The sequence below is a fragment of the Flavobacterium selenitireducens genome (genome assembly GCF_014748335.1).
Taxonomy (GTDB): domain Bacteria; phylum Bacteroidota; class Bacteroidia; order Flavobacteriales; family Flavobacteriaceae; genus Flavobacterium; species Flavobacterium selenitireducens.
The window spans coordinates 526891-546280 of sequence record NZ_JAAVIY010000002.1 but is presented as its reverse complement, the minus strand read 5'-3'; the positions used below and the strand labels follow the sequence as shown (position 1 = coordinate 546280).

21 protein-coding genes and 1 tRNA gene are annotated in these 19390 nt (G+C 47.6%); 12 read left to right on the top strand and 10 right to left on the bottom strand.

Annotation, left to right across the window (positions count from 1 at the left end):
- The first annotated feature begins 125 nt into the window (after positions 1 to 125).
- The 5 genes from HC229_RS05895 to HC229_RS05875 all read left to right on the top strand — a co-directional run bounded on the left by HC229_RS05895 (position 126) and on the right by HC229_RS05875 (position 4861).
- Positions 126 to 533, top strand: a complete 408-nt coding sequence (locus tag HC229_RS05895) for a hypothetical protein (protein ID WP_191019529.1) — start codon at positions 126 to 128, stop codon at positions 531 to 533.
- A gap of 12 nt (positions 534 to 545) precedes the next feature.
- Positions 546 to 917, top strand: coding sequence for a BlaI/MecI/CopY family transcriptional regulator (locus HC229_RS05890; protein WP_191019528.1), 372 nt, complete (start codon positions 546 to 548; stop codon positions 915 to 917).
- Positions 914 to 2590 carry a M56 family metallopeptidase gene (locus HC229_RS05885; protein WP_191019527.1) on the top strand — a complete coding sequence of 559 codons (1677 nt, stop codon included), beginning with the start codon at positions 914 to 916 and terminating at the stop codon, positions 2588 to 2590. The genes HC229_RS05890 and HC229_RS05885 overlap by 4 nt, the downstream gene beginning before the upstream one ends.
- A 224-nt stretch (positions 2591 to 2814) precedes the next feature.
- Positions 2815 to 3915, top strand: coding sequence for a DUF4407 domain-containing protein (locus HC229_RS05880; protein WP_191019526.1), 1101 nt, complete (start codon positions 2815 to 2817; stop codon positions 3913 to 3915).
- 88 nt (positions 3916 to 4003) lie between these two features.
- A complete protein-coding gene (locus HC229_RS05875) occupies positions 4004 to 4861 on the top strand; it encodes a phosphatase PAP2 family protein (RefSeq protein ID WP_191019525.1) in 858 nt (285 codons plus the stop codon).
- Positions 4862 to 4919: 58 nt separating this feature from the next.
- On the opposite strand, the gene HC229_RS05870 is transcribed toward HC229_RS05875, so the two are convergent.
- From HC229_RS05870 to HC229_RS05860, 3 genes are all read right to left on the bottom strand, one after another.
- Positions 4920 to 5657 (bottom strand): PH domain-containing protein, encoded by a 738-nt coding sequence (locus tag HC229_RS05870; RefSeq protein ID WP_191019524.1) that lies wholly within the window; start codon positions 5655 to 5657, stop codon positions 4920 to 4922.
- Between the two features lie 65 nt (positions 5658 to 5722).
- Complete coding sequence (locus HC229_RS05865; protein ID WP_191019523.1) at positions 5723 to 6094, bottom strand: MmcQ/YjbR family DNA-binding protein; 372 nt, start codon at positions 6092 to 6094, stop codon at positions 5723 to 5725.
- A gap of 55 nt (positions 6095 to 6149) precedes the next feature.
- The gene (locus HC229_RS05860; protein WP_191019522.1) at positions 6150 to 6920 is read right to left on the bottom strand and encodes a cyclase family protein; all 771 of its coding nucleotides are present in this window, start codon (positions 6918 to 6920) and stop codon (positions 6150 to 6152) included.
- Between the two features lie 221 nt (positions 6921 to 7141).
- On the opposite strand from HC229_RS05860, the gene HC229_RS05855 reads away from it, so the two are divergent.
- Positions 7142 to 7339 carry a hypothetical protein gene (locus tag HC229_RS05855; RefSeq protein ID WP_191019521.1) on the top strand — a complete coding sequence of 66 codons (198 nt, stop codon included), beginning with the start codon at positions 7142 to 7144 and terminating at the stop codon, positions 7337 to 7339.
- Here the strand turns inward: HC229_RS05855 and hemW are convergent.
- Both hemW and ruvC read right to left on the bottom strand, forming a co-directional pair.
- Entirely contained in the window at positions 7336 to 8460 is a 1125-nt protein-coding gene (gene hemW, locus HC229_RS05850) for a radical SAM family heme chaperone HemW (protein ID WP_191019520.1), read from the bottom strand. The genes HC229_RS05855 and hemW overlap by 4 nt on opposite strands.
- 145 nt (positions 8461 to 8605) lie before the next feature.
- Entirely contained in the window at positions 8606 to 9157 is a 552-nt protein-coding gene (gene ruvC, locus HC229_RS05845) for a crossover junction endodeoxyribonuclease RuvC (protein WP_191019519.1), read from the bottom strand.
- 18 nt (positions 9158 to 9175) lie between these two features.
- On the opposite strand from ruvC, the gene HC229_RS05840 reads away from it, so the two are divergent.
- Positions 9176 to 10117 (top strand): lysylphosphatidylglycerol synthase domain-containing protein, encoded by a 942-nt coding sequence (locus HC229_RS05840; RefSeq protein ID WP_191019518.1) that lies wholly within the window; start codon positions 9176 to 9178, stop codon positions 10115 to 10117.
- Positions 10105 to 11238: a glycosyltransferase family 2 protein gene (locus HC229_RS05835; RefSeq protein ID WP_191019517.1), complete on the top strand. Its 1134-nt coding sequence runs from the start codon at positions 10105 to 10107 to the stop codon at positions 11236 to 11238. Before HC229_RS05840 ends, HC229_RS05835 begins: the two co-directional genes overlap by 13 nt.
- 23 nt (positions 11239 to 11261) lie before the next feature.
- Here HC229_RS05835 and HC229_RS05830 read toward each other — a convergent pair whose 3' ends face one another.
- Positions 11262 to 11729 carry a hypothetical protein gene (locus tag HC229_RS05830; protein ID WP_191019516.1) on the bottom strand — a complete coding sequence of 156 codons (468 nt, stop codon included), beginning with the start codon at positions 11727 to 11729 and terminating at the stop codon, positions 11262 to 11264.
- An 83-nt stretch (positions 11730 to 11812) separates the two neighbouring features.
- On the opposite strand from HC229_RS05830, the gene HC229_RS05825 reads away from it, so the two are divergent.
- Together HC229_RS05825 and HC229_RS05820 are read left to right on the top strand one after the other, a co-directional pair.
- The gene (locus HC229_RS05825; RefSeq protein ID WP_191019515.1) at positions 11813 to 12316 is read left to right on the top strand and encodes a DUF456 domain-containing protein; all 504 of its coding nucleotides are present in this window, start codon (positions 11813 to 11815) and stop codon (positions 12314 to 12316) included.
- 76 nt (positions 12317 to 12392) lie between these two features.
- On the top strand, positions 12393 to 13334 hold the full coding sequence (locus HC229_RS05820; RefSeq protein WP_191019514.1) for a M48 family metalloprotease: 942 nt from the start codon (positions 12393 to 12395) through the stop codon (positions 13332 to 13334).
- Positions 13335 to 13958: 624 nt separating this feature from the next.
- Here HC229_RS05820 and HC229_RS05815 read toward each other — a convergent pair.
- Positions 13959 to 14032: transfer RNA gene (locus HC229_RS05815), tRNA-Asp, on the bottom strand.
- An 87-nt stretch (positions 14033 to 14119) separates the two neighbouring features.
- Positions 14120 to 15043: a DUF58 domain-containing protein gene (locus tag HC229_RS05810; RefSeq protein ID WP_191019513.1), complete on the bottom strand. Its 924-nt coding sequence runs from the start codon at positions 15041 to 15043 to the stop codon at positions 14120 to 14122.
- A 444-nt stretch (positions 15044 to 15487) separates the two neighbouring features.
- On the opposite strand from HC229_RS05810, the gene HC229_RS05805 reads away from it, so the two are divergent.
- Together HC229_RS05805 and HC229_RS05800 are read left to right on the top strand one after the other, a co-directional pair.
- The gene (locus HC229_RS05805; RefSeq protein ID WP_191019512.1) at positions 15488 to 16198 is read left to right on the top strand and encodes a LytR/AlgR family response regulator transcription factor; all 711 of its coding nucleotides are present in this window, start codon (positions 15488 to 15490) and stop codon (positions 16196 to 16198) included.
- 28 nt (positions 16199 to 16226) lie between these two features.
- Complete coding sequence (locus HC229_RS05800; RefSeq protein ID WP_191019511.1) at positions 16227 to 18200, top strand: tetratricopeptide repeat-containing sensor histidine kinase; 1974 nt, start codon at positions 16227 to 16229, stop codon at positions 18198 to 18200.
- Positions 18201 to 18251: 51 nt separating this feature from the next.
- Here HC229_RS05800 and HC229_RS05795 read toward each other — a convergent pair whose 3' ends face one another.
- On the bottom strand, positions 18252 to 18866 hold the full coding sequence (locus HC229_RS05795) for a proprotein convertase P-domain-containing protein (RefSeq protein WP_191019546.1): 615 nt from the start codon (positions 18864 to 18866) through the stop codon (positions 18252 to 18254).
- A gap of 176 nt (positions 18867 to 19042) precedes the next feature.
- Entirely contained in the window at positions 19043 to 19360 is a 318-nt protein-coding gene (gene trxA / locus HC229_RS05790; protein ID WP_191019510.1) for a thioredoxin, read from the bottom strand.
- Positions 19361 to 19390 lie beyond the last annotated feature (30 nt).

Genomic DNA, 19390 nt, shown 5'->3' with positions numbered 1-19390 from the left:
GGGCGGCGCAGCCGCCCCGAACCTAAAAGGATTTCCACTCGCATCCCTAACGCACCCGTTTCCAAAACAAATCCAAAACCACAACTTACACTCTACAATTGTAGAAACTTATCTATATTTGTAGAATGAAACGATTTCTCGTCATTAGCTCGGCCTTCGTCTTGATTTCCTGCTCCAACCGAACGGTAGGCGGTCTCAAACAAGGTTACTGGAAGCAAACCGATACGTTGAACGGCGTTACCTATCAAAGCAAAGGTCGCTACAAAAACGGGCTGCCCGTGGGCAAGTGGAAGTACAAAACCAACGGCAAGCTCACCAAAAAAGAGAAGTACAAAGGTGAGGATTGCTACGTCGAATTCTTCGGATCGACCGAAAAACTCGAACGCGCCGGAAACGCCAAATTCGTGCGAGAAGGCAACGACCTCCATTGGTATTATGTGGGCGACTGGATCACATACGACATCTTCGGGAATCCAATTTATGTCGATACTTATTATCGGGGCGAGCTCGTAGGCGAAAAAGAAATCAACTAAAAACAAACAATTATGACTTTGACCAACGCCGAGGAACAACTGATGCAGCATTTATGGAAACTGAAAAAAGCGTTCATGAAGGAATTGCTCGACGCCTATCCCGATCCGAAACCCGCACCAACAACGGTCGCGACATTACTCAAAAGAATGTCCGACAAGAAATTCGTCGGATACGAGGAAATCGGGAATTCGCGACAGTATTTTCCGAAAGTCAAGAAAAACGACTATTTCTCAAGACACGTAAACGGCCTGATCAAAAACTTTTTTGGCAACTCGGCCTCCCAGTTCGCTTCTTTTTTCACAACCGAAACCAATCTTTCCGAATCGGATCTCAAGGAACTCCGCAGCATCATCGACGAACAAATCAAAAAGAAACAGCCATGATGAATTTCCTGATCACATCGATAACGTGCCAGATTGTGCTTTTTGCGATCTACAAATTAGTGCTCGAGAGCTCCAAAATGCACCGATTCAACCGCTTTTACCTTCTATTCGCGCTGGCTTTTTCGGTTGCGATGCCGTTCGTGACGATTCCGGTTGAGAACGAAAACGTCGTCCAGGTAACGCGTCCGTCTTTGCTGGTTTCGATGTCGATCGAGCCGACTGAAATTGTGGTTTTGGAAAATTCCATCGATTACCTGCAACTTTCGCTTTGGACGATTTACGGTTTCGGGCTCTCGCTGTTTCTCGTGAAATTCATTCGGAATCTCGCCCGAATCGCTGGTCAGATCCTAAAAAATCGCACCGAAAATGGCGACGGCGTAACCTATGTTTTACTCGACGACGAAACGCTTCCGCACACGTTCCTTAACTATATTTTCGTAAACGCCGACGAATTCGAAAAGCGCACTATCGAAGCCGAACTTTTCACACATGAACTCGCCCACGCGCGCCAAAAACATTCCTTGGACATTTTGCTCGTCGAAATCCTAAAAATCATTTTATGGTTCAATCCCACAATCGGCCTTTACAAAAAAGCCATACGGCTCAACCACGAATTTCTCGCCGACCAAGCCGTCGTTTCCAATCACGACAGCATTCCGTACCAAGAACTTTTGTTGTCAAAGGCGCATATCACGAGCCAATTCGCCTTGGCCAGCAGTTTCAATTTTTCAGTCACAAAAAAACGAATGATCATGATGACCAAAACCATTTCCCCAATCAGGAAAGTGGCGCAAACACTGGGCGCGACGCTTACTTTTGCCGTATTGTTCTCTTTCTTCGGATTCGAGGGCATCGCACAAACTTTGCCGCCGCCTCCGCCTCCGCCGCGAGACATAAGCTCGGTAGCATCCCACTATTCCAAAACGATTTTCCATATCACGAAAGCCGACGGAACCAAAGAAACCAAGCGCTTTAGTGAACTCACTGAAAGCCAAGTCTGGAATTTACCGCCTCCGCCGCCAAAAGTCGCGCGCGCCAAAATCCAGCAGAAACAAATCGAAACCTATCGGAATACTTCACAATACGCCGTGTGGATAGATGGGAAACACGTTGCCAACGATGATTTGAAGAATAGAAAGGCTTCCGATTTCGTCTCCCAGCACGTCAGCAAAGTACACAAGAATGCGCGCTCAAAGAAGTTTCCGCAACCTTATCAGGTAAATCTTTACACCGCGAACGGGTTTTCGAAAATCCAGGGCGCGCCCTATCCGCAAATACTGGAATGGCATTTTGAAGAAACCGGAAAATCCGTGCTTGCGCCAACCCAAAAGAAAGACGCCGACGAAAAAGAGTGGGAAAAGGTCGACGCTATCCTGTCGACAACTAACGAGCCAGCTGGTTTTCCGGGCGGCATGGCCAAATTCTACGAATTCTTCAACAGCGAATTCAAGACTCCGGCCGATTTCAAAGGAAAGGAACGATTAGTGGTCAAGTTCATGGTCGAAGCCGACGGAAAAATCGCCAACGTCGAAATCGTAAAAGCATCTACAGACATCCTTGGACGCGAAGCAGTGCGTGCGATGCAAGAATCGCCAAACTGGAAACCCGCGACGGAAGCCGGGAAGCCCGTCAAAAGTGAGTTTCACTTACCTATCGAGGTCAACGGCAAATAAAATCGAAACTTAGAAATCCGCCCTATCGGTGGATTTTTTTTGCATTGGTTGCTATTTTAGACGCATCGACTTCATTTTCATCGTCTAACCGGCGTACGTCACCGAGGCCAATCGGTTGAAAGCGCAACATCTTAAATTTTTTGGCGTTACATTTGTTAGCGAATCATCTATCACCCGAGGCGCAGCCGAATTGTACGGAGCGTAGCGGATTAAAAAAAATCGACATGTTAAAAGACTTTTTCATCACCTGCTCGGGAGCCGATAAAAAGCTCCTCGAAACTTGTTCCGAAGGGGAACAAACCAAGTTCGTCGGCATTGGCGCGACGGTTTTCTTCACTGCCGTGATGGCTTTCATCGCGGGTTCTTATGCGCTCTTTACGGTTTTTGACAATCTTTGGGCAGCCGTCTTTTTCGGATTCGTCTGGGGATTGCTGATTTTCAACCTCGACCGTTTCATCGTTTCCACGATACGCAAACGCGACAGTTTTTCGGCAGAATTCATCCAGGCGACACCTCGAATTGCCCTCGCGATCATCATCGCGATCGTAATTTCGAAGCCGCTGGAGATCAAGATTTTCGAAAAAGAAATCAACACCGTATTGCTCAAGGAAAAAAATGCGATGGCGCTCGCCAATAAAAAAGAAGTCGCCAATTATTTCCAGTCTGATCTCGACAAGAACAAATCGCAGGTCGACAGCCTGAAATCGGAAACCGTAAGAAAAGAAAAAGAGGTAAACGCTTTATACGCGACCTATATCGCCGAGGCGGAAGGTACCAAAGGAACGATGAAACTTGGCAAAGGCCCGGTTTTCAAGGAGAAGATCGCCAAGCACGATTTGGCGCGATCCGAATTTGAGGCCTTAAAAAAGACAAACGATGCCAAAATCGCCGATCTCGAAGCCAAAAACAAAACCCTTCAGGCCGATCTTGACAAAAAGGTGTCCGAAACCCAGCCTGTCATCGACGGTTTTGATGGATTGATGGCCCGCATCAACGCATTGAATTCATTGCCGTGGCTGCCTTCGTTCTTTATCATGTTGTTGTTTCTCGCCATCGAAACGTCTCCGATCATCGCAAAATTGCTTTCTCCAAAAGGCGAATATGACTTTAAATTGCAGGATATGGAAACCGCATTGCAAACGACGATTCTGCAGGACGTTCACCAACGCGGGCTTTTATTGCGCACCACGAACGGCATGAACGACAAGGTCTACGCTGATATCGCAGACGACCGCGAGATTTTCAACAAGCAGCGCATGGGCGTGAAAACGTTGATGGAAGCGCAGTCGGAACGGTTTATAGAAAAACAGAAACAGACGCTCTAAACGCGTTTGGGAAATAAAAAGATTTCTTAGGGCTGAAGGCAACTTTGGCTTTAAGAAATTTTTTATTTTTAGTGACAAACAAACATTCATGAATCGCCTCGCTTGCCTCGTATTCCTGGCTTTGTTGTCTTATGTCCAAAGCGCTGGACAGGAAGCCTTTATTGTAGAAACAGACAGCATCCCCGCTCAAACCTCACTTTGGGAAGACTTAAAATACGACGGCACAAGCGTCTACAAAGGCGTACTCCACGTTTATTCACGCCCCGCACACTGGAAAAAAGACGATTGGCTCACCGCCGGATGCCTGACGGCGACGACAGCGATGATGTGGCTCGGAGACGAACCGCTCAACGAATATTTTCTCGACCAAGGCAGTAACGCACCGGGAATTTTGAAAGACGGCGCGTTTTATTTCGGGAAACCGCTTTACAATTACGGCATCACAGGCGGAATTTACGCGTTCGGCTTGTTGACGCGCAACCAGAAAGTACGAAAAACGGGGGTTTTGCTCATCACTTCCGCGACGGCCGGAGGCGTATTGCAAACGGTTCTCAAAAATGCAACAGGAAGAGCGCGTCCGGGAACTGGGAAGGGCCCGGCTTCGTTCGAGCCGTTTTCGAAAGAGCCCGGCATGCACTCGTTTCCGTCTGGCCATACGATCCTTTCGTTTACGACAGCCTACGCGATTTCAAAACAATTCAAGAGCCCGTGGGTAAAAGGCGGACTTTGGGCGCTCGGCATGGTAACGCCGGTCTCGCGAATGTGGGAAAACGCCCACTGGTCGTCCGATATCGCCGCCGGTGTCATCATCAGCGTCGTGACTGTCGAATGCATCGACAAATACCTCAACCGCGAACGCAATTACGACTCTTATCTGGCCAAGAAAAAAATATCGTGGAACTTGAATTTCTCGCGTCAGACGATCGGCGTCGTCGGGACGTTTTGATTGCTGATTCGCTGTAAGATTTCAGATTTGGTATTCTGATTCGGATTTGGAATTCAAGTTACAAGAACGGTAAAATTTCCTTCTTCAAATTATCGTATTCCCCTTGCAGGATCAGGCCGTTGTCGAGTAATCGCTTGTAGTTTTGCAACTTCTCGAACAATTCATCTTTGGAAAGCTCGCCAAGCGGTTTCTCGGCAGATTTTACCACAGATGGCGTTTCCTCCTGCTTTGGCATTTCGCTGCCAAGCTGCGGCTGGATCGGGATCAGTTCGGCAAAATTCGTGACTTCTTCGGTCTCGATTTCCTCCACTTCAGGTTCCTCGACGATTTCGGCATCAATTGGTTCGGCTTGGATGGTTTCCGATTGTACGAATGCCGCAGGACTCGGTTGTGGCGCCGCGCCTTCTTTCAACAACTCCAGCTGTTCTTTGGCGAAAGTGTAGATTTTGCGCGCTTGTGCTTTCGGAATATAATCGATTGAAACCTGGATATCGGTTTTGGTAGAAAATGAGAATTCCGAACCCAAAATATTCTCCTTCACGAACGTTCCGGCAATGTCGTCCCAGGCGTAATCCGTAAAATCCATCGAAAGACCGAGGTTTTTCGGCTTGCACATGATGATGCGCTTGTTGGTCAACACGATGCTGTCCGGAAACACGGTCACCGGCTTTTTCTGCACGCCAATGTATCCGACCTCCTCATTTCTCATGAGCAAATCCTGGAGTTTGGTCGTGATCTTTTCAACAGCTTTCGGGTCTTGTTCTTCGTTGAGGAAACTTTTTATCTGCTCTTTCATTTTTGGATCGGATTTTTTAGCCACCTAAAAATCGTTACGTCTCAGGTGTGCGCTGCAAAAATAGTTTAATCGACCGACTCTGAAATTTCCTTTTGCATTTTTTTAGCCAGGCTTTTGAGAACCAAGTCGTAGGAGTGATTGATCAAATCTTTTAGGAGTGCGCTGGGCACGTCGCCATTGATCCTAACCGTATTCCAGTGGATTTTGCTCATGTGGTAACCGGGATTAATGTCCTCATGTTCCAACCGGAGCGCCTCCGATCGCTGCGGATCGCACTTTAAATTGACGGCGGGACTTCCGTTTTCCCAATCACGCAGTGAGGTCAGGGCAAACATTTTACCGCCCACTTTGAACACGAGCGTATCTTCGTCGAAAGGAAAGGTTTCTTCAACTCCTTTTTTGGCCAGGCAGAAATCGTAAAATTGTTGGATGTTCACGTTTAACGGAATTTGGGATTACTTAAAGAGCCGATGTGCACGATTTCTCTTAAACCTAAGGCTCCATCGCATACAAAACGGGCTTAGACGGGCTCGCATCGTTTTCGAACGGAGCAATTTGAAGGTTCAGCAGGTAAGTACCGTCGGTTACGGTGTCGGGAACGTAAACCATTTCGGTTATCGTCGCATCCAATCGCGCATCGACGTTCAGGTGTTTGACGTCCGAAACATTCCAAAATGCCTTATGCGCGAGCAATTTTCCTTCGTCGTGCTCCTTGTCGACGCTCGGCAAATCGATGAGCAAATGTCGTACGCCGATTTCTTTGAGGAACAGAGCGGCTTCTTCCAAAAGATACGGCCAATTCGTTTCCGAATACTTGCGCGATAGCTTCGCTGGTTCATTCGGAAGCGTCCTGATGATGATCGCCTCCGGTATTTTCCCATTCAACGCCGTTTCAATTTGGGATTTCCCAATGACAAAATCGTTTCCTTGCGCTCGCGGTTCGACCGAGACCAATTCCGCGGTAAAGAAAAACGTCTTCAGGGATTGATTGATGCTGTAGAAATCGTGCGTGATGTGCCCCAGGCCTTCTGTATGCGTGCCGTGGCCGTGAGGATTAAAAAAAATATTGTTGAAGTTCGTTGACGACTTGCCTTCGGAAACCTTTCCCACCCATTCTCCAAAACGAACCGGCTCTATCACGGGTTTGTCGATATACCAGGCGATCGGATTGAGGTCGGAAGCGGAAAGCGGTATCGAAATGTCGATCGGGTTTGACAAATCGACTTTAAAATTCGCGCCGCCGTGGCTGATAGTTGCGATCATTTGATGCGTCTTTCGGTTTTCCCAAAGATATTACAATCGATCCAAGATTCGAAAACGCCTTGCATCCGAATGTTAACATCTGGTTTCCAGCGCAATCGTAAAAAACACTGCTTTTCATAGGACTCGAGGCGCGTGGCATCGGTAAAAACATTAAGTAAAATCCTATAAAACTTCTCAGCGGAAAAAGCGGTCTCTTTGCAACCACAGGATTTGAACTGAAAATGAAAAAGACCATTACCATACCGCGCCATCAGGAGCATCACTTAGGCAAAATCGTCGTAACCGGAAAAAAATTCCTCGGCCAGTGCGAAATGATTTGCAACAACGAAAATTTCACCCTTCACTGGACGTTCAAAGCGCCTCAATATCTGGACTTGTTCCTCAAAAAAATTCCTGCAGAAATCATGAGCCTCAATTAGGCCACAAACAAATCGCTCGCGATACCATCAGTCAGGAATTTGCCTTTTTGCGTGGCTTTCAGGGTGTTTTCGGAAATTTCCAGCAAGCCCGTGTCGAAAAATTTCTGAGCTTGCCCGAGCAAATGGTCAACGTATTTTGAGCCGAAGTCCGATTCGATCTTCGAAAGCGAAACGCCCCAGATCGTGCGCAATCCCGTCATCACATATTCGTTGTAGCGATCGTCTTTTGTGAGCGATTCCACTTCGGACGGAAGCTCGCCCGAGTTGATTTGTTTGATGTACAACGCGTTATTGGCCACGTTCCAGCTACGCGATTTGCCGTCGAAACTGTGAGCGGACGGCCCGATTCCCAAATAATGCTTACCCAGCCAATACGCCGAATTGTTCCTGGAAAAATATTCCGGCTTTCCGAAATTCGACAATTCGTAATGCACGAATCCGCTCCGGCCAAGGATTTCCGTGAGTATCCTAAAATGGCTTTCGGCTACGTCATCTTTTGGAACGCCGACTTTTCCTTCAGCAATCATCTTTCTGAGAGCGGTTTTTGGCTCAACCGTGAGCGCATAAGCGGAAATGTGCGGAACATCGTATGAAAGCGCCAAATCGATATTGGATTTCCATTTGTCGTCGCTCATTCCCGGAATGCCATAAATGAGGTCGATCGTGATGTTGTCAAAATATTTTCGGGCATCGGCCAGGGATTTCTTCGCTTCCGCGGAATCGTGGGCGCGGTTCATCATCGCAAGGTCGGCGTCGTAAAACGATTGGATGCCGATGCTGAGCCGATTGATTCCCGATGCTGACAATTCGGATATCTTCTCGCTGGAAAGGTCGTCCGGATTGGCTTCAAGTGTGATTTCAGGATCTTCCGAAACATCGTAATTCGCGTAAACCGAATCGATCAGCGAATTGATTTCCTCCGCCGACAAGACACTAGGCGTGCCACCTCCAAAGTATATCGTCTCCACCTTTTCGCCCACAAGTTCGTCTTTTCTCAAAACCAATTCCTTGGCCAACGCCGCAACCATCTCGTCTTTCTTTTTGAAATTCGTCGAGAAATGAAAGTCGCAATAATGGCAGGCTTGCTTGCAGAATGGGATGTGGAGGTAGAGGCCGGACATATTAATTAGCGAATGAAGCAATTAGCGAATTAGCAAATGTAACTGTCGATGCTGAAAACATTTTTTTATTCATGATCGGGTAATTTTTTATCCATAAGCCACAAATTCGCTAATTCGGTAATTCGCTAATTCGCTAATTCGCTAATTACAAAATTCGACCTTCGTTCTGCTTCACAAACGCATCCCAACCCGAATAACTTTTCCCTGCGACGACTTTACCCGAATTGAAAAAATGGCAAACCGCGGCGGCCAAACCATCCGTCGAATCCAGATTTTTAGGCAATTCCTTCAAATTTAAAAGCTGTTGCAGCATTTTGGCGACTTGTTCCTTGCTGGCGTTCCCGTTCCCGGTTATGGCCATCTTGATTTTTTTGGGTTCGTATTCGGTAATCGGGATTTGACGCGACAATCCGGCGGCCATCGCTACGCCTTGCGCACGTCCCAATTTGAGCATCGACTGGACGTTCTTGCCGAAAAACGGCGCCTCGATCGCGATTTCGTCGGGATGATGTGTCTCGATAAGTTCTATCGTGCGTTCGAAAATCACTTTCAATTTCGAGTAATGATCGTCATATTTCGACAAAATGAGCTCGTTGAGTTGCAAGAAGCTCATCTGTTTTCCAACCACTTTAATAAGGCCGAAACCCATGATCGTCGTTCCGGGATCGATTCCCAATATAATGCGTTCGTTGGCCAATTTTCGTTTCTTTGCGGCATGATTGCCTCTGCACGCAAAGCTAAACAATATTGGATTGCCCTTGCCAAAGTTTTGGTCTTGGCCGGCGCATTTTATTACATCTGGAATTCGTTGGCCAACAACGACAAACTCGACTGGCAACAATTCATGGAAAAATTCGGGAATTGGACGTCGCCCTCGATTGCTTTGGTGCTGTCGTTATCGTTCGCAAACCGTTTTCTGGAGATCTTAAAATGGCAAAACCTCGTGTCCGATATCAGGCCAATTTCACTATCGGAATCTACAAAACAAGTACTCGCTGCACTTACCGCAGGGCTTTTCACGCCAAACGGAATCGGTGAATACGGCGCAAAAGCTTTGTATTTCGAAAAACCGCTCGCCAAAAAAATCGTATTCCTGAACCTCATCTGCAACGGCATCCAAATGTTGCTTAGCGTGATTTTCGGTGTTTTCGGATTGTTGTATTTCAACGTTTACTTCGAGGTGATCACGGGAAGATCGGTATTGCTCCTATTTGGTTTTGTGAGTTTGCTGCTCATGGCTTTGTTCTTCTTCCGAAAGTTTGCCATACGAGGATTTTCAGTCGAAAAACTCGTCCGGAAAATAAATGTCTTACCTAGAAAAATCCATCGAAAAAATGTCGCTTTGGCCATCTGCCGCTACCTCGTTTTTTCCCATCAATATTTCGTGCTGTTCCGATTATTCGACGTCGACCTGCCCTATCCTATCCTGATGTCGGCCATAACCGCAACTTATTTCCTGGCTTCCGCTCTACCGACGTTCCAGTTTCTCGACTTTGCCGTAAAAGGTGGCGTCGCTGTTTATTTTTTCAGGTTGCTCGGCGTGAATGAGTGGATCACGGTTTTCATCTCGACGCTCATGTGGTTTTTAAATGTAGTTTTGCCTGTGGGAATCGGTAGTTTTTATGTGTTGAAATTCAAATCGAAATGGTCGCAATAGCAGTTCTTTTTGCCGTTTACGTCTTCATCTACAGCGGATTTGTCCTTTGGTTGGCTTCCGGTTTTGCGCGTGTCGAACGTTTCAATTCCGATAAACAAGACCCGAAGACGACTTTTTCGATCGTGATCCCGTTTCGCACCGAGGAAAAAAACCTGCCCGCTTTGCTCGAATCGATAACGCGTCTCGAGTATCCGAAAGAATCGTTCGAGCTGATTTTCATCAACGATGCATCGGAAGATTTCTCAGAAAACCTTATCAACAAATGGCGCATGGCCAACGGGAGTTTCGCCACGACGATGATCGACAACATCCGATTGTCCGGCTCGCCTAAAAAAGATGCGATTTCACGCGCTATCCCGATCGCGAAAGGCGATTTCGTAATCACGACCGATGCCGACTGCGAATTGCCTGGACGATGGCTTGCGACGTTTGATGCGTTTATCAGAAGCCGAAATGCCGAAATGGTTGCCGGGCCTGTGATTTACGGCGGAAAGAATAACTTTCTCGACCACTTTCAACGACTGGATTTCCTGAGTTTGCAAGGCGTGACCATTGGCAGTTTCGGATTGGGAAAACCGTTTATGTGCAACGGGGCGAATTTTGCTTACGCCCGAAGTTTTTTCAACGAGATTGGCGGATTTCGCGGCGTCGACGATTTCGCTAGCGGAGATGACGTGATGCTGTTGCAAAAAGCGGTGCGTCGCTTTCCTGAAAAAGTCGCTTACCTGAAATCGGCGGATGCCATCGTAAAGACGCAACCTGCAAAGACGTGGGGAGAATTGTTCAACCAGCGCGTCAGATGGGCTTCGAAAGCCGTCGGATACGACCACCTTTTGGCCGAAAATCTCGCACTTGTGACGTTTTTGGCAAATCTTTTCTTGGTGATCTCGGCAATTTGCACCACAACCGATTTCTTTGACTGGCGATTGCCGCTCGTTCTTTTCATCCTAAAACTGATTCCTGACTGGATCATGCTTTCAAAAACAAACGGATTTTTCAGGAATTCCAGAATCGTGTTTCCGGTGTTCGCCTCTTTGTGCTATCCGTTTTTTGTATCGGTCGTGGCGATTTGGGCGATAATAGGCCGCTATCGCTGGAAAGGACGCGTTTTCAAAAAATAGATTGGAAATCTAGGAAATCTGCCTCACTTGACTTCGAGGACAACGGGCAAAACAAACTGCGTCTTGACGGGAATGTCGCGTTTCAATGCAGGCTTTATCGACGGAAAGTCCGACAGGCGCGCCTTGAGTATGCTGTCTACGGTAGCCTTTCCGTAAATCAGGCTGTCGGTCAGCTTTGGCTCGAATTCGACGTGTGCATCGGGGAAAATCGTGACTTTCATTTCGATCGTATCCAGGTTCGGATACAGCACTTTCAATGGTTCGGCGTGCAGCCTTTGTTGGATGTTCGCGACAAGAAAATCCAGGAAACACTGGCGTCTGAGTACTTTGTCGGATACCGAATCGCAGGCCTCGACCGACGGGAACTCGTCTACTTCCTGCCAATTGATCGATTTGAGTTCCTTTTCGAGCAATTCATCCTTTGACGGAACCTGCCTGTCGAAATATTGGCAGGAGGCGGCCGCAATCGACAAGGTCAAAACAAGCGCCAATTTTTGGCTAAAGATGTGTAAGCGGCTCAAATTACGGCGTATCTTTAAGGAATCGTTCCCAAAAATAGTAAAAAATAGCTTCTATGGACTTGTTGTTGCTCATTATAGGATTCTTGCTCGTCATTGCCGGAATAGCGGGAAGTTTCTTACCTGTTTTACCAGGGCCTCCGTTAAGTTGGATCGGCTTGTTATTGCTCTATCTCACAAAACCGGTAGAGATGAACTACTGGATTTTAGGCGCGACACTCGTCGTCACGATCGTCATTTCCATTCTCGATTACGTCATCCCGAGCCAGGGTACGAAGCGTTTTGGCGGAAGTAAATATGGTATCTGGGGCACCAATATCGGATTGATCGTCGGTATTTTCGCCCCGATTCCGGGTGGGTTCATCATCGGGCCATTCGTAGGAGCATTCGTAGGCGAACTTATTTACAATTCATCGGACCATAAGCGCGCACTAAAAGCAGCGACGGGCTCATTCATAGGATTTTTGGCCTCCACCTTCATGAAATTTGTTTTTTGCATGATGCTGCTCGGGCTTTTCTGCTATGTGTTTTTCGTAAATTACGATGGATTTTTCGCGTAACAGCTGTTCGTTTTTCAGATTCCTTACAATTTGGAATACTAAAATTCCATCTTTTCTGTTTTTATTGGAATCTCAAATGAATCCGATTCGACCGATGCCGTTTTTACGAAATCTCTTCACGTTGATTGCGTTTTTTTCGATCACGGCCGGCATCTGCCAGCAACCTGCGATCGCCGACTACGAGCCTTGCAGCTATTACGGCGAAGATTTGTCGCACGAAATCAAGATGTATCCGGCAAGCGAACACGCCAAAAAGGTAATCCACGGCATCATATCGGTAATCGGCTTGCGCCCGAATTTTGAGATCCGTGAAGCCAACGTACCGAATGCTGCGGCGGTCGTACTCAACGGAAAGCGCTTTATCTTGTACAATGCGGAATTTATGGACGACATCAACACTGCCTCGGGAACGTATTGGGCCGGCATAAGCATCCTCGCACACGAAATTGGCCATCACCTCAACGGCCACACGCTCGACAAAAAAGGCAGCCGTCCGGACACCGAACTCGAAGCCGACGAATTCTCGGGTTTCGTCCTCAACAAAATGGGCGCTTCACTCGACGAGGCACAAGCTGCGATGGCCGTGGCCGCTTCCCAACGCGCGAGCCATACGCATCCGGCCAAGTCGGACAGGTTGCGGTCGATCGCGACGGGTTGGAATACAGCCGAAGGTCAGTCTAGCGCAAGCGAAACGCAATCGTCAAGGCAAAACGCAAACCGTCCGGTTTTGGTGAAACGCGAGCCGAAACCGCGCGGCATTTCCAGGGCCGATATCGCATTCGACGTAGAATTCGCATCGGACGCGAACGGCATTTATTACATTACCGATAAAGGCGATCTTTTCAATGTCGATGGTGGTGCAGCTTACCACATCGGCAGCCTGTCGGAATCCAACCGGCGTGGCTACAAACTCATGCTCACCGACAAAAACTACAATTATTTGTACATCGCTACCGGCGGACGCATAGAAAACGGAGCCGGAAAACGCGTCGGAACGATTGTTAAGCACGAGCGCTGACAAACACTTCCGGCGGTGAATGTTTGGACACAAGTTTTTCATCTTTATTTGTAGTTCCGGAAAGCCTTGGTAACAATAATAATTCTCGAACGGACACACATTTATTGTCGCCCGGTTTCCGAGCGAGATTAAATTATCCGATGGGCAATCCCATTCCGATATTGATCGTCGTGTGCAAGATGATTATCGCGTCCAACGATTTTTGCAGTTAACCCATTGGAACATGAAGTTTGGGGCATCATTGCTTGTCCCGAACGAATTTTGCCAAAAATTCGTCATCGTCTAGCCTTTTCCGCACGCAAAGAGCGCCAAACGCGTAGTTTGATCCGGGCGTTATCCGATAAGAGGAACGCAAAACGCAAATTGAAATTGTTGGGTCATATCAACGGCAAGTTCCAACCGTGCCTTCCAAGGGCGCACACGTTCTAGAAAACCAAAACCTTATAAAAGCAAAAAAGCTATCCACAAAAGTGGAAAGCTTTTCATTGGTCTAACTACTAAACCTGACGCTTTCGCGTCGAAACAACACAACTGCTTTAAAGGTACAAAGGAAAAGTGTTAAATTTCCTAACCTCAATTGGGCAAAAAAGCACTTTGTCTCCAAAGTGCTTCTCCCAATTTTCGCGGTCTGGACGGGACTCGAACCCGCGACCTCCGCCGTGACAGGGCGGCATTCTAACCAACTGAACTACCAAACCTTCCGCTTAATTGCGAGTGCAAAGATAGGATGCATTTTCAATTCTGCAAGCGTTTCCGTAAAAAAAATCAAACTTTTTTTCACCCTTTCAACCAAACGCTTGTTTCTCAACAAGGTATGTCGTCATTATTTTTTCGAAGTCGGCACCTACATTTACCGGAACATATTTGATTCGGTTCTGGGCACACGTCATCGCCACTTTTTTGAAATATTCCTCCGCCTGTTTTTCATATGCAGATTTGACATTATCGGCAAAAATATTGATCTCGTCCCCAGATTCCAGGTCGATGAATTTTCGGGGCGCGTTGTCGAAATCGAACGCCAACTCTGTTTTTTGGTCAATCACATGAAAAAGCACCACTTTGTGTTTGTCGTGTTTAAGATGCTGCAATGCGCTGAACAACTTGTCCTCATCTCCCGGTTGGAACATGTCCGTGAACAAGATGATCATCGAACGCCGATGCATTTTCTCCGCGATCTCGTGCAGGAATTTCACCGTGTCGGTTTTTTTGGGCACTTTCGGATTTTCGAGCAAACCTTCCAGCTTGTCGAGCAACATCCTATGGTGGCGATCGCTTCCCTTTTCGGGCGCGAAATACTCGTATGCATCCGAAAAAACGCTGAGCCCAACGGCATCGCGCTGTTTTTTGAGCAAATTCATCAGCACGGCCGAGGCCAATACCGAAAACCCAATCTTGTTGTGAAAAAACGGCTCCGATGTCAACTTCGGGTAATGCATCGAACTTGAATTATCCACTATCAAATGACAACGCAAATTCGTCTCTTCCTCATACCGTTTGGTATACAGGCGATCTGACTTTGCGAACAATTTCCAGTCGATATGCTTGGTACTTTCACCGGCGTTATAAGTTTTGTGTTCGGCAAATTCGGCAGAAAAACCATGAAACGGGCTCTTGTGCATGCCCGAAATAAAGCCTTCGACAATTTGGTTGGCGAGCAGTTCAAGATGCTTGAAACTCGAGATTTTCTCTAATTGTGAATCGATCTTCATACTTCCAAAGATAAGTTTTTTTTGGGCGTTGCAGCGGCCGTGACATCTGCCAAAAATTGATTTCCGGTTTGCCGCTGCCGGGCTGACCCGCTGCTATCTTTTGCCACGACCCAAAGTACTTCGACGTAGAAAACGGCAAGGCAAAAGGATATCTGCTTGCATCCCTAACGCATTCATGGACAATTGATAATGAAGGATGAAGGATGGACTAAAAAAGGCCGGCTACCACCACCGACCTTCTAACAACCACCCGAAACGTCGGGCAAACCTAAGATTCACTATGCGTTTTTTGATACCGGTAAGAAGTTTTGGAACCCGCCTTATCCGATAGCACAAATAAAACAGTCAACGCCAAACGAAAAAATCACAAATAGACGAATGACGTTTTAAATAGACAAAAAGGTGCTTGGGATTTTAGCGTATATTTGGCTCAAGACGAGCAACATGAAAAGCTTTAAATGCCTTATCCTTGACGACGACGAACTTGACAGGCTCAGTCTGCTGTCAAATGTGAAGCGCTTCCCTGAATTTGAGATTGCGGGTGTTTTCGCATCGGCATCTGACGCGTTGGCAGCACTTTCCGCAACAGCATTCGACGTGCTCTTCCTCGACATCGACATGCCGGGCATGAACGGCCTCGAGTTCCGCCAAGCCGCAGCAAATGTCCCGGTTTGCATCTTCATTTCGGCGCATCCGCAACACGCGATCGAAACCTTTGCGCTGGACACGCTTGATTTTATCGTAAAGCCACTGAAGTCGGAGCGCTTTGCACAAACGGTTCAGCGTATCCACGATTACATGGAATTGCGCGAAAAGGCAAGTTTGTTCGAATCGAGCCTTGGGGCCGACGTAATCTACATCAAGGAAGGTTACGGGCAAACCAAGGTCAAACTACACGACATTTTGTATCTCGAAGCTTTGAAGGATTATACCAAAATCGTGACGCGTCACAAAAGACACTGTGTGTTGTCGAATTTGGGTACGTTGCTCAAAGAGCCGACATTTGCTTCCTTTTTGCGCATCCATCGCAGTTTCGCGGTGCAACGGCAATTCGTTGAAAAAATATTGCCAAACGAAGTCGTTTTGCACGGCGGCCTCAGCGTTCCGTTAGGCCGCAGTTACAAGGATAGCCTTTCCGACCTTATGCCTGATTAAAAAAAATTCCCGACCAAAAAACGCCGAAATGCGCCTATTGACTGTTGTTTTATTATTGGTTTCGTCCCTGGCTTCCGCACAAAAGGAAGGACAGGCGCTTATCGATTCGCTGCTGACGCAGTTGCGCCATAAAAAAGCGGATACGTCGAAAGTGGCGTTGCTTACCCAGCTTGGCTACAACTACAGTTATTCCGATCCGGTTTTGGGTCAGCGATATGGCCGTCAAGCCGTCGGACTTGCCAAAAGTCTCAACTGGAACGACGGAATGGCCGCGGCCTATCGCATCATCGGCATCAATCTGTCGGTTGACTCGAATTACGATTCCGCTCTTGCGGCTTATCGGAAAGGACTTGCGTTGCGACCGACGGACAAAATCCGCAGCGAATTGCTTAGAAGCATCGGATTGGTCTACACCTACATGACCGAATACGACAAAGCGCTCGATTACGACATGCAGGCGCTCCAACTCGCGGAAAAGATTGGCGACCAAAAAGGCGTCGCGGCTATTTTGTCCAATATCGGAGTCGTATATTACGATCTCCAGGACTATAGAAAAGCCGCTGCCTATTACGAACGGGCGCGCAAGATCAACGAACGCATGGGCAACCGCCTCTATTTGTCGAACAATCTCGGAAATCTCGGAAATTCGTTCATGAGCCTGAAAGAGCACGACAAAGCGGTTCAAAAATACATCGAGGCCATCAGGATCAATGAAGAATTGGGCGATCTTGAAAACATGAGCATCAACCTGAGCGCGTTGTCCGACGCTTATCGGGAAACCGGGCGATATAACGAAGCGCATGACGCAAATGAAAAGGCGCTCCAAATTAGCCTGAATACTGGAAATGAGCGCAATTTGGTATTCAACTATCTTTCGAAAGGCGACTTGTTGCTGATCGACGCCAAAGGCAAGAATTTGTCGGAAAAACAAAAATTGTGGAGAGAAGCTGACGCCCAATACCGAACTTCGCTGCGATACGCATCCCACCTGAACGACAAGAAAAACCTGGCGTATATTTACGAAGCGCTCTCCAAAGTAAGGGAATTGCAGGGTGAACACGACCAGGCGTTGCTGCTCTATCGCAAATATGCTGCTTACAAAGACTCCGTTTTCAATTCCGAGAACAAACAAACCATCAAAAATCTCGAAGACAAACGCGCCATTGAAGTGCGCGACAAACAACTTCAGGTCAACAAAGTCGCACTTGCGGCCAGGGAACGCGAACAGTTGTTTTTGGTCGTCGGAATTGTTTTATTGGTCACGATCGGAGGTTTGCTGTTCTACCAGAGCCGCAGCCGACGCCGAACGAATCTCAAGCTCCAATCGCTGAATGCCGAGTTGCACGAAGCCGACCGGGTCAAAACACGTTTCTTCAGCATCCTGAACCACGATTTGCGCGCGCCCGTCGCCCATTTGATCAGTTTCCTGAAGCTGCAAAGGGAAAGTCCGGAATTACTCGACGACCAAAGCCGGGAACGCATGGAGAATAAGACGATGGCGTCTGCCGAAAACCTGCTCGAAGCCATGGAAGACATGTTGTTGTGGACGAAGGGCCAAATGGAAAACTTCCGCCCCAAACCGCGCACCGTTATATTGTCCCAGCTTTTTTCGGAAGTCGTTGCGTATTTCGACCACGCCGATATCGACATCAAATTCGAACACAACGAACTTTCGCTTCAAACCGATCCGGATTACCTCAAAACCATTTTGCGCAACCTTACCGCCAATTCTATAAAAGCGCTCGGAGACACGCAAAACGGAACGATAAAGTGGCGCGCGTTTGTACAAAACGAAGACATCTGCATTTCCATTGCCGACAACGGACCCGGAGCGCCGCAAGAGCAATTCCGCGCACTTTTCGACGAAAAAGAAGTCGTGGGAATCAAGACCGGGTTGGGAATGCACCTGATACGCGACCTGGGCAAGGCGATAGGTTGTGCCATTGCGGTAAACTCCGAACAGGGACGCGGTACGACGATTACACTTATTTTCCGGAAATGAAAAAGCCGGAAACGAAAATCGCATCCGGCAGGAGATCAAAAAAACTAACAATTATTCTTTTAAGGCACCGGCGGCAAACTCCAGCCTCCATCCTACGAGTGTCCCGATATCGGCGTTGCCGTGATCCTGAACGCGGAGTTTCCATTGACCGCTGACGTCTTTGTTGGCGAGAAACTGTTCAAGCGGCTGGACGACCGCCATTTGAGGAACAACGTCCTGGCCACCACCTGTGGGTGCGTAGTCTCCCGCTGCGATGACGTCGCTTGTGACAAGCCCTTCGAACACTATACCCGTCTCATTTTTTGAATTGAACGACAATGCATTGGCGGAGCTGAAATTGGCGGCGCTGCCGAATCCCCCGGATGATGCAACTCCCAGTCGCTTGACAAGCGCGGTCGCAGTTCCGTTGGGCGCTACGAGTTCCACAACCAAATCGCCGCAAAACGTGTGGTCGAGATTGACTACGACCGTAACTTTTGAAGGGTCTTTGATTTTCATGAGCTGTGTAATTTCGATCGGGCTGTTGATCGGATTACCTCCATCGGGAATTGGCATCGCGATTAGATTGCTTCCCGATACCGGTTCTGACCGACGTTCTCCATCGTCGTCGCTGCAGCTAAAAATTGTAAAAGCAAAAATTAGCAAGGTCATTGTTTTAATTTTCATCAGATTTCGGTTTTGATTATAGGGCGAACCTATTGCTTTCCACCAACATAGCCATTCCAAAATCAACCAACTGCCTATTTGAATATAAGAACTGCAATCCGCTATCTAAACCTTGCAAACAACCACAAAAAAAAGCCCGAAGTTTCCTCCGGGCTTTACTATCGTAAGAGAATCGCTTACAAGGCAGCGTTCAATGAATCGGCATACGTTTGTTTTGGAGCCACGCCAACCTGACGATTAACGACTTCCCCATTTTTGAAAGTCAAGACGGTAGGAATGTTGCGCACACCGTATTTCGCAGCGAATTCCTGGTTGGCATCTACGTCGACTTTACCGATTACGGCCTTGTCTCCGAACTCTTCGCTGATTTGGTCGATGATTGGCGCCACCATTCGGCACGGTCCGCACCAAGCTGCCCAAAAGTCCACCATTACCGGCTTATCTGATTTCAAAACTACTTCCTCGAAAGTAGCGTCTGTGATTGCTATTGCCATACTATTTTTTTTCTAAGTTATTTTTACGTT

Coding starts and splice junctions, on each gene's coding strand:
- HC229_RS05895 (WP_191019529.1), top strand. CDS start 126: ATGAAACGATTTCTCGTCATTAGCTCGGCCTTCGTCTTGATTTCCTGC.
- HC229_RS05890 (WP_191019528.1), top strand. CDS start 546: ATGACTTTGACCAACGCCGAGGAACAACTGATGCAGCATTTATGGAAA.
- HC229_RS05885 (WP_191019527.1), top strand. CDS start 914: ATGATGAATTTCCTGATCACATCGATAACGTGCCAGATTGTGCTTTTT.
- HC229_RS05880 (WP_191019526.1), top strand. CDS start 2,815: ATGTTAAAAGACTTTTTCATCACCTGCTCGGGAGCCGATAAAAAGCTC.
- HC229_RS05875 (WP_191019525.1), top strand. CDS start 4,004: ATGAATCGCCTCGCTTGCCTCGTATTCCTGGCTTTGTTGTCTTATGTC.
- HC229_RS05870 (WP_191019524.1), bottom strand. CDS start 5,657: ATGAAAGAGCAGATAAAAAGTTTCCTCAACGAAGAACAAGACCCGAAA.
- HC229_RS05860 (WP_191019522.1), bottom strand. CDS start 6,920: ATGATCGCAACTATCAGCCACGGCGGCGCGAATTTTAAAGTCGATTTG.
- HC229_RS05855 (WP_191019521.1), top strand. CDS start 7,142: ATGAAAAAGACCATTACCATACCGCGCCATCAGGAGCATCACTTAGGC.
- hemW (WP_191019520.1), bottom strand. CDS start 8,460: ATGTCCGGCCTCTACCTCCACATCCCATTCTGCAAGCAAGCCTGCCAT.
- HC229_RS05840 (WP_191019518.1), top strand. CDS start 9,176: ATGATTGCCTCTGCACGCAAAGCTAAACAATATTGGATTGCCCTTGCC.
- HC229_RS05835 (WP_191019517.1), top strand. CDS start 10,105: ATGGTCGCAATAGCAGTTCTTTTTGCCGTTTACGTCTTCATCTACAGC.
- HC229_RS05825 (WP_191019515.1), top strand. CDS start 11,813: ATGGACTTGTTGTTGCTCATTATAGGATTCTTGCTCGTCATTGCCGGA.
- HC229_RS05820 (WP_191019514.1), top strand. CDS start 12,393: ATGAATCCGATTCGACCGATGCCGTTTTTACGAAATCTCTTCACGTTG.
- HC229_RS05810 (WP_191019513.1), bottom strand. CDS start 15,043: ATGAAGATCGATTCACAATTAGAGAAAATCTCGAGTTTCAAGCATCTT.
- HC229_RS05805 (WP_191019512.1), top strand. CDS start 15,488: ATGAAAAGCTTTAAATGCCTTATCCTTGACGACGACGAACTTGACAGG.
- HC229_RS05800 (WP_191019511.1), top strand. CDS start 16,227: ATGCGCCTATTGACTGTTGTTTTATTATTGGTTTCGTCCCTGGCTTCC.
- HC229_RS05795 (WP_191019546.1), bottom strand. CDS start 18,866: ATGAAAATTAAAACAATGACCTTGCTAATTTTTGCTTTTACAATTTTT.
- trxA (WP_191019510.1), bottom strand. CDS start 19,360: ATGGCAATAGCAATCACAGACGCTACTTTCGAGGAAGTAGTTTTGAAA.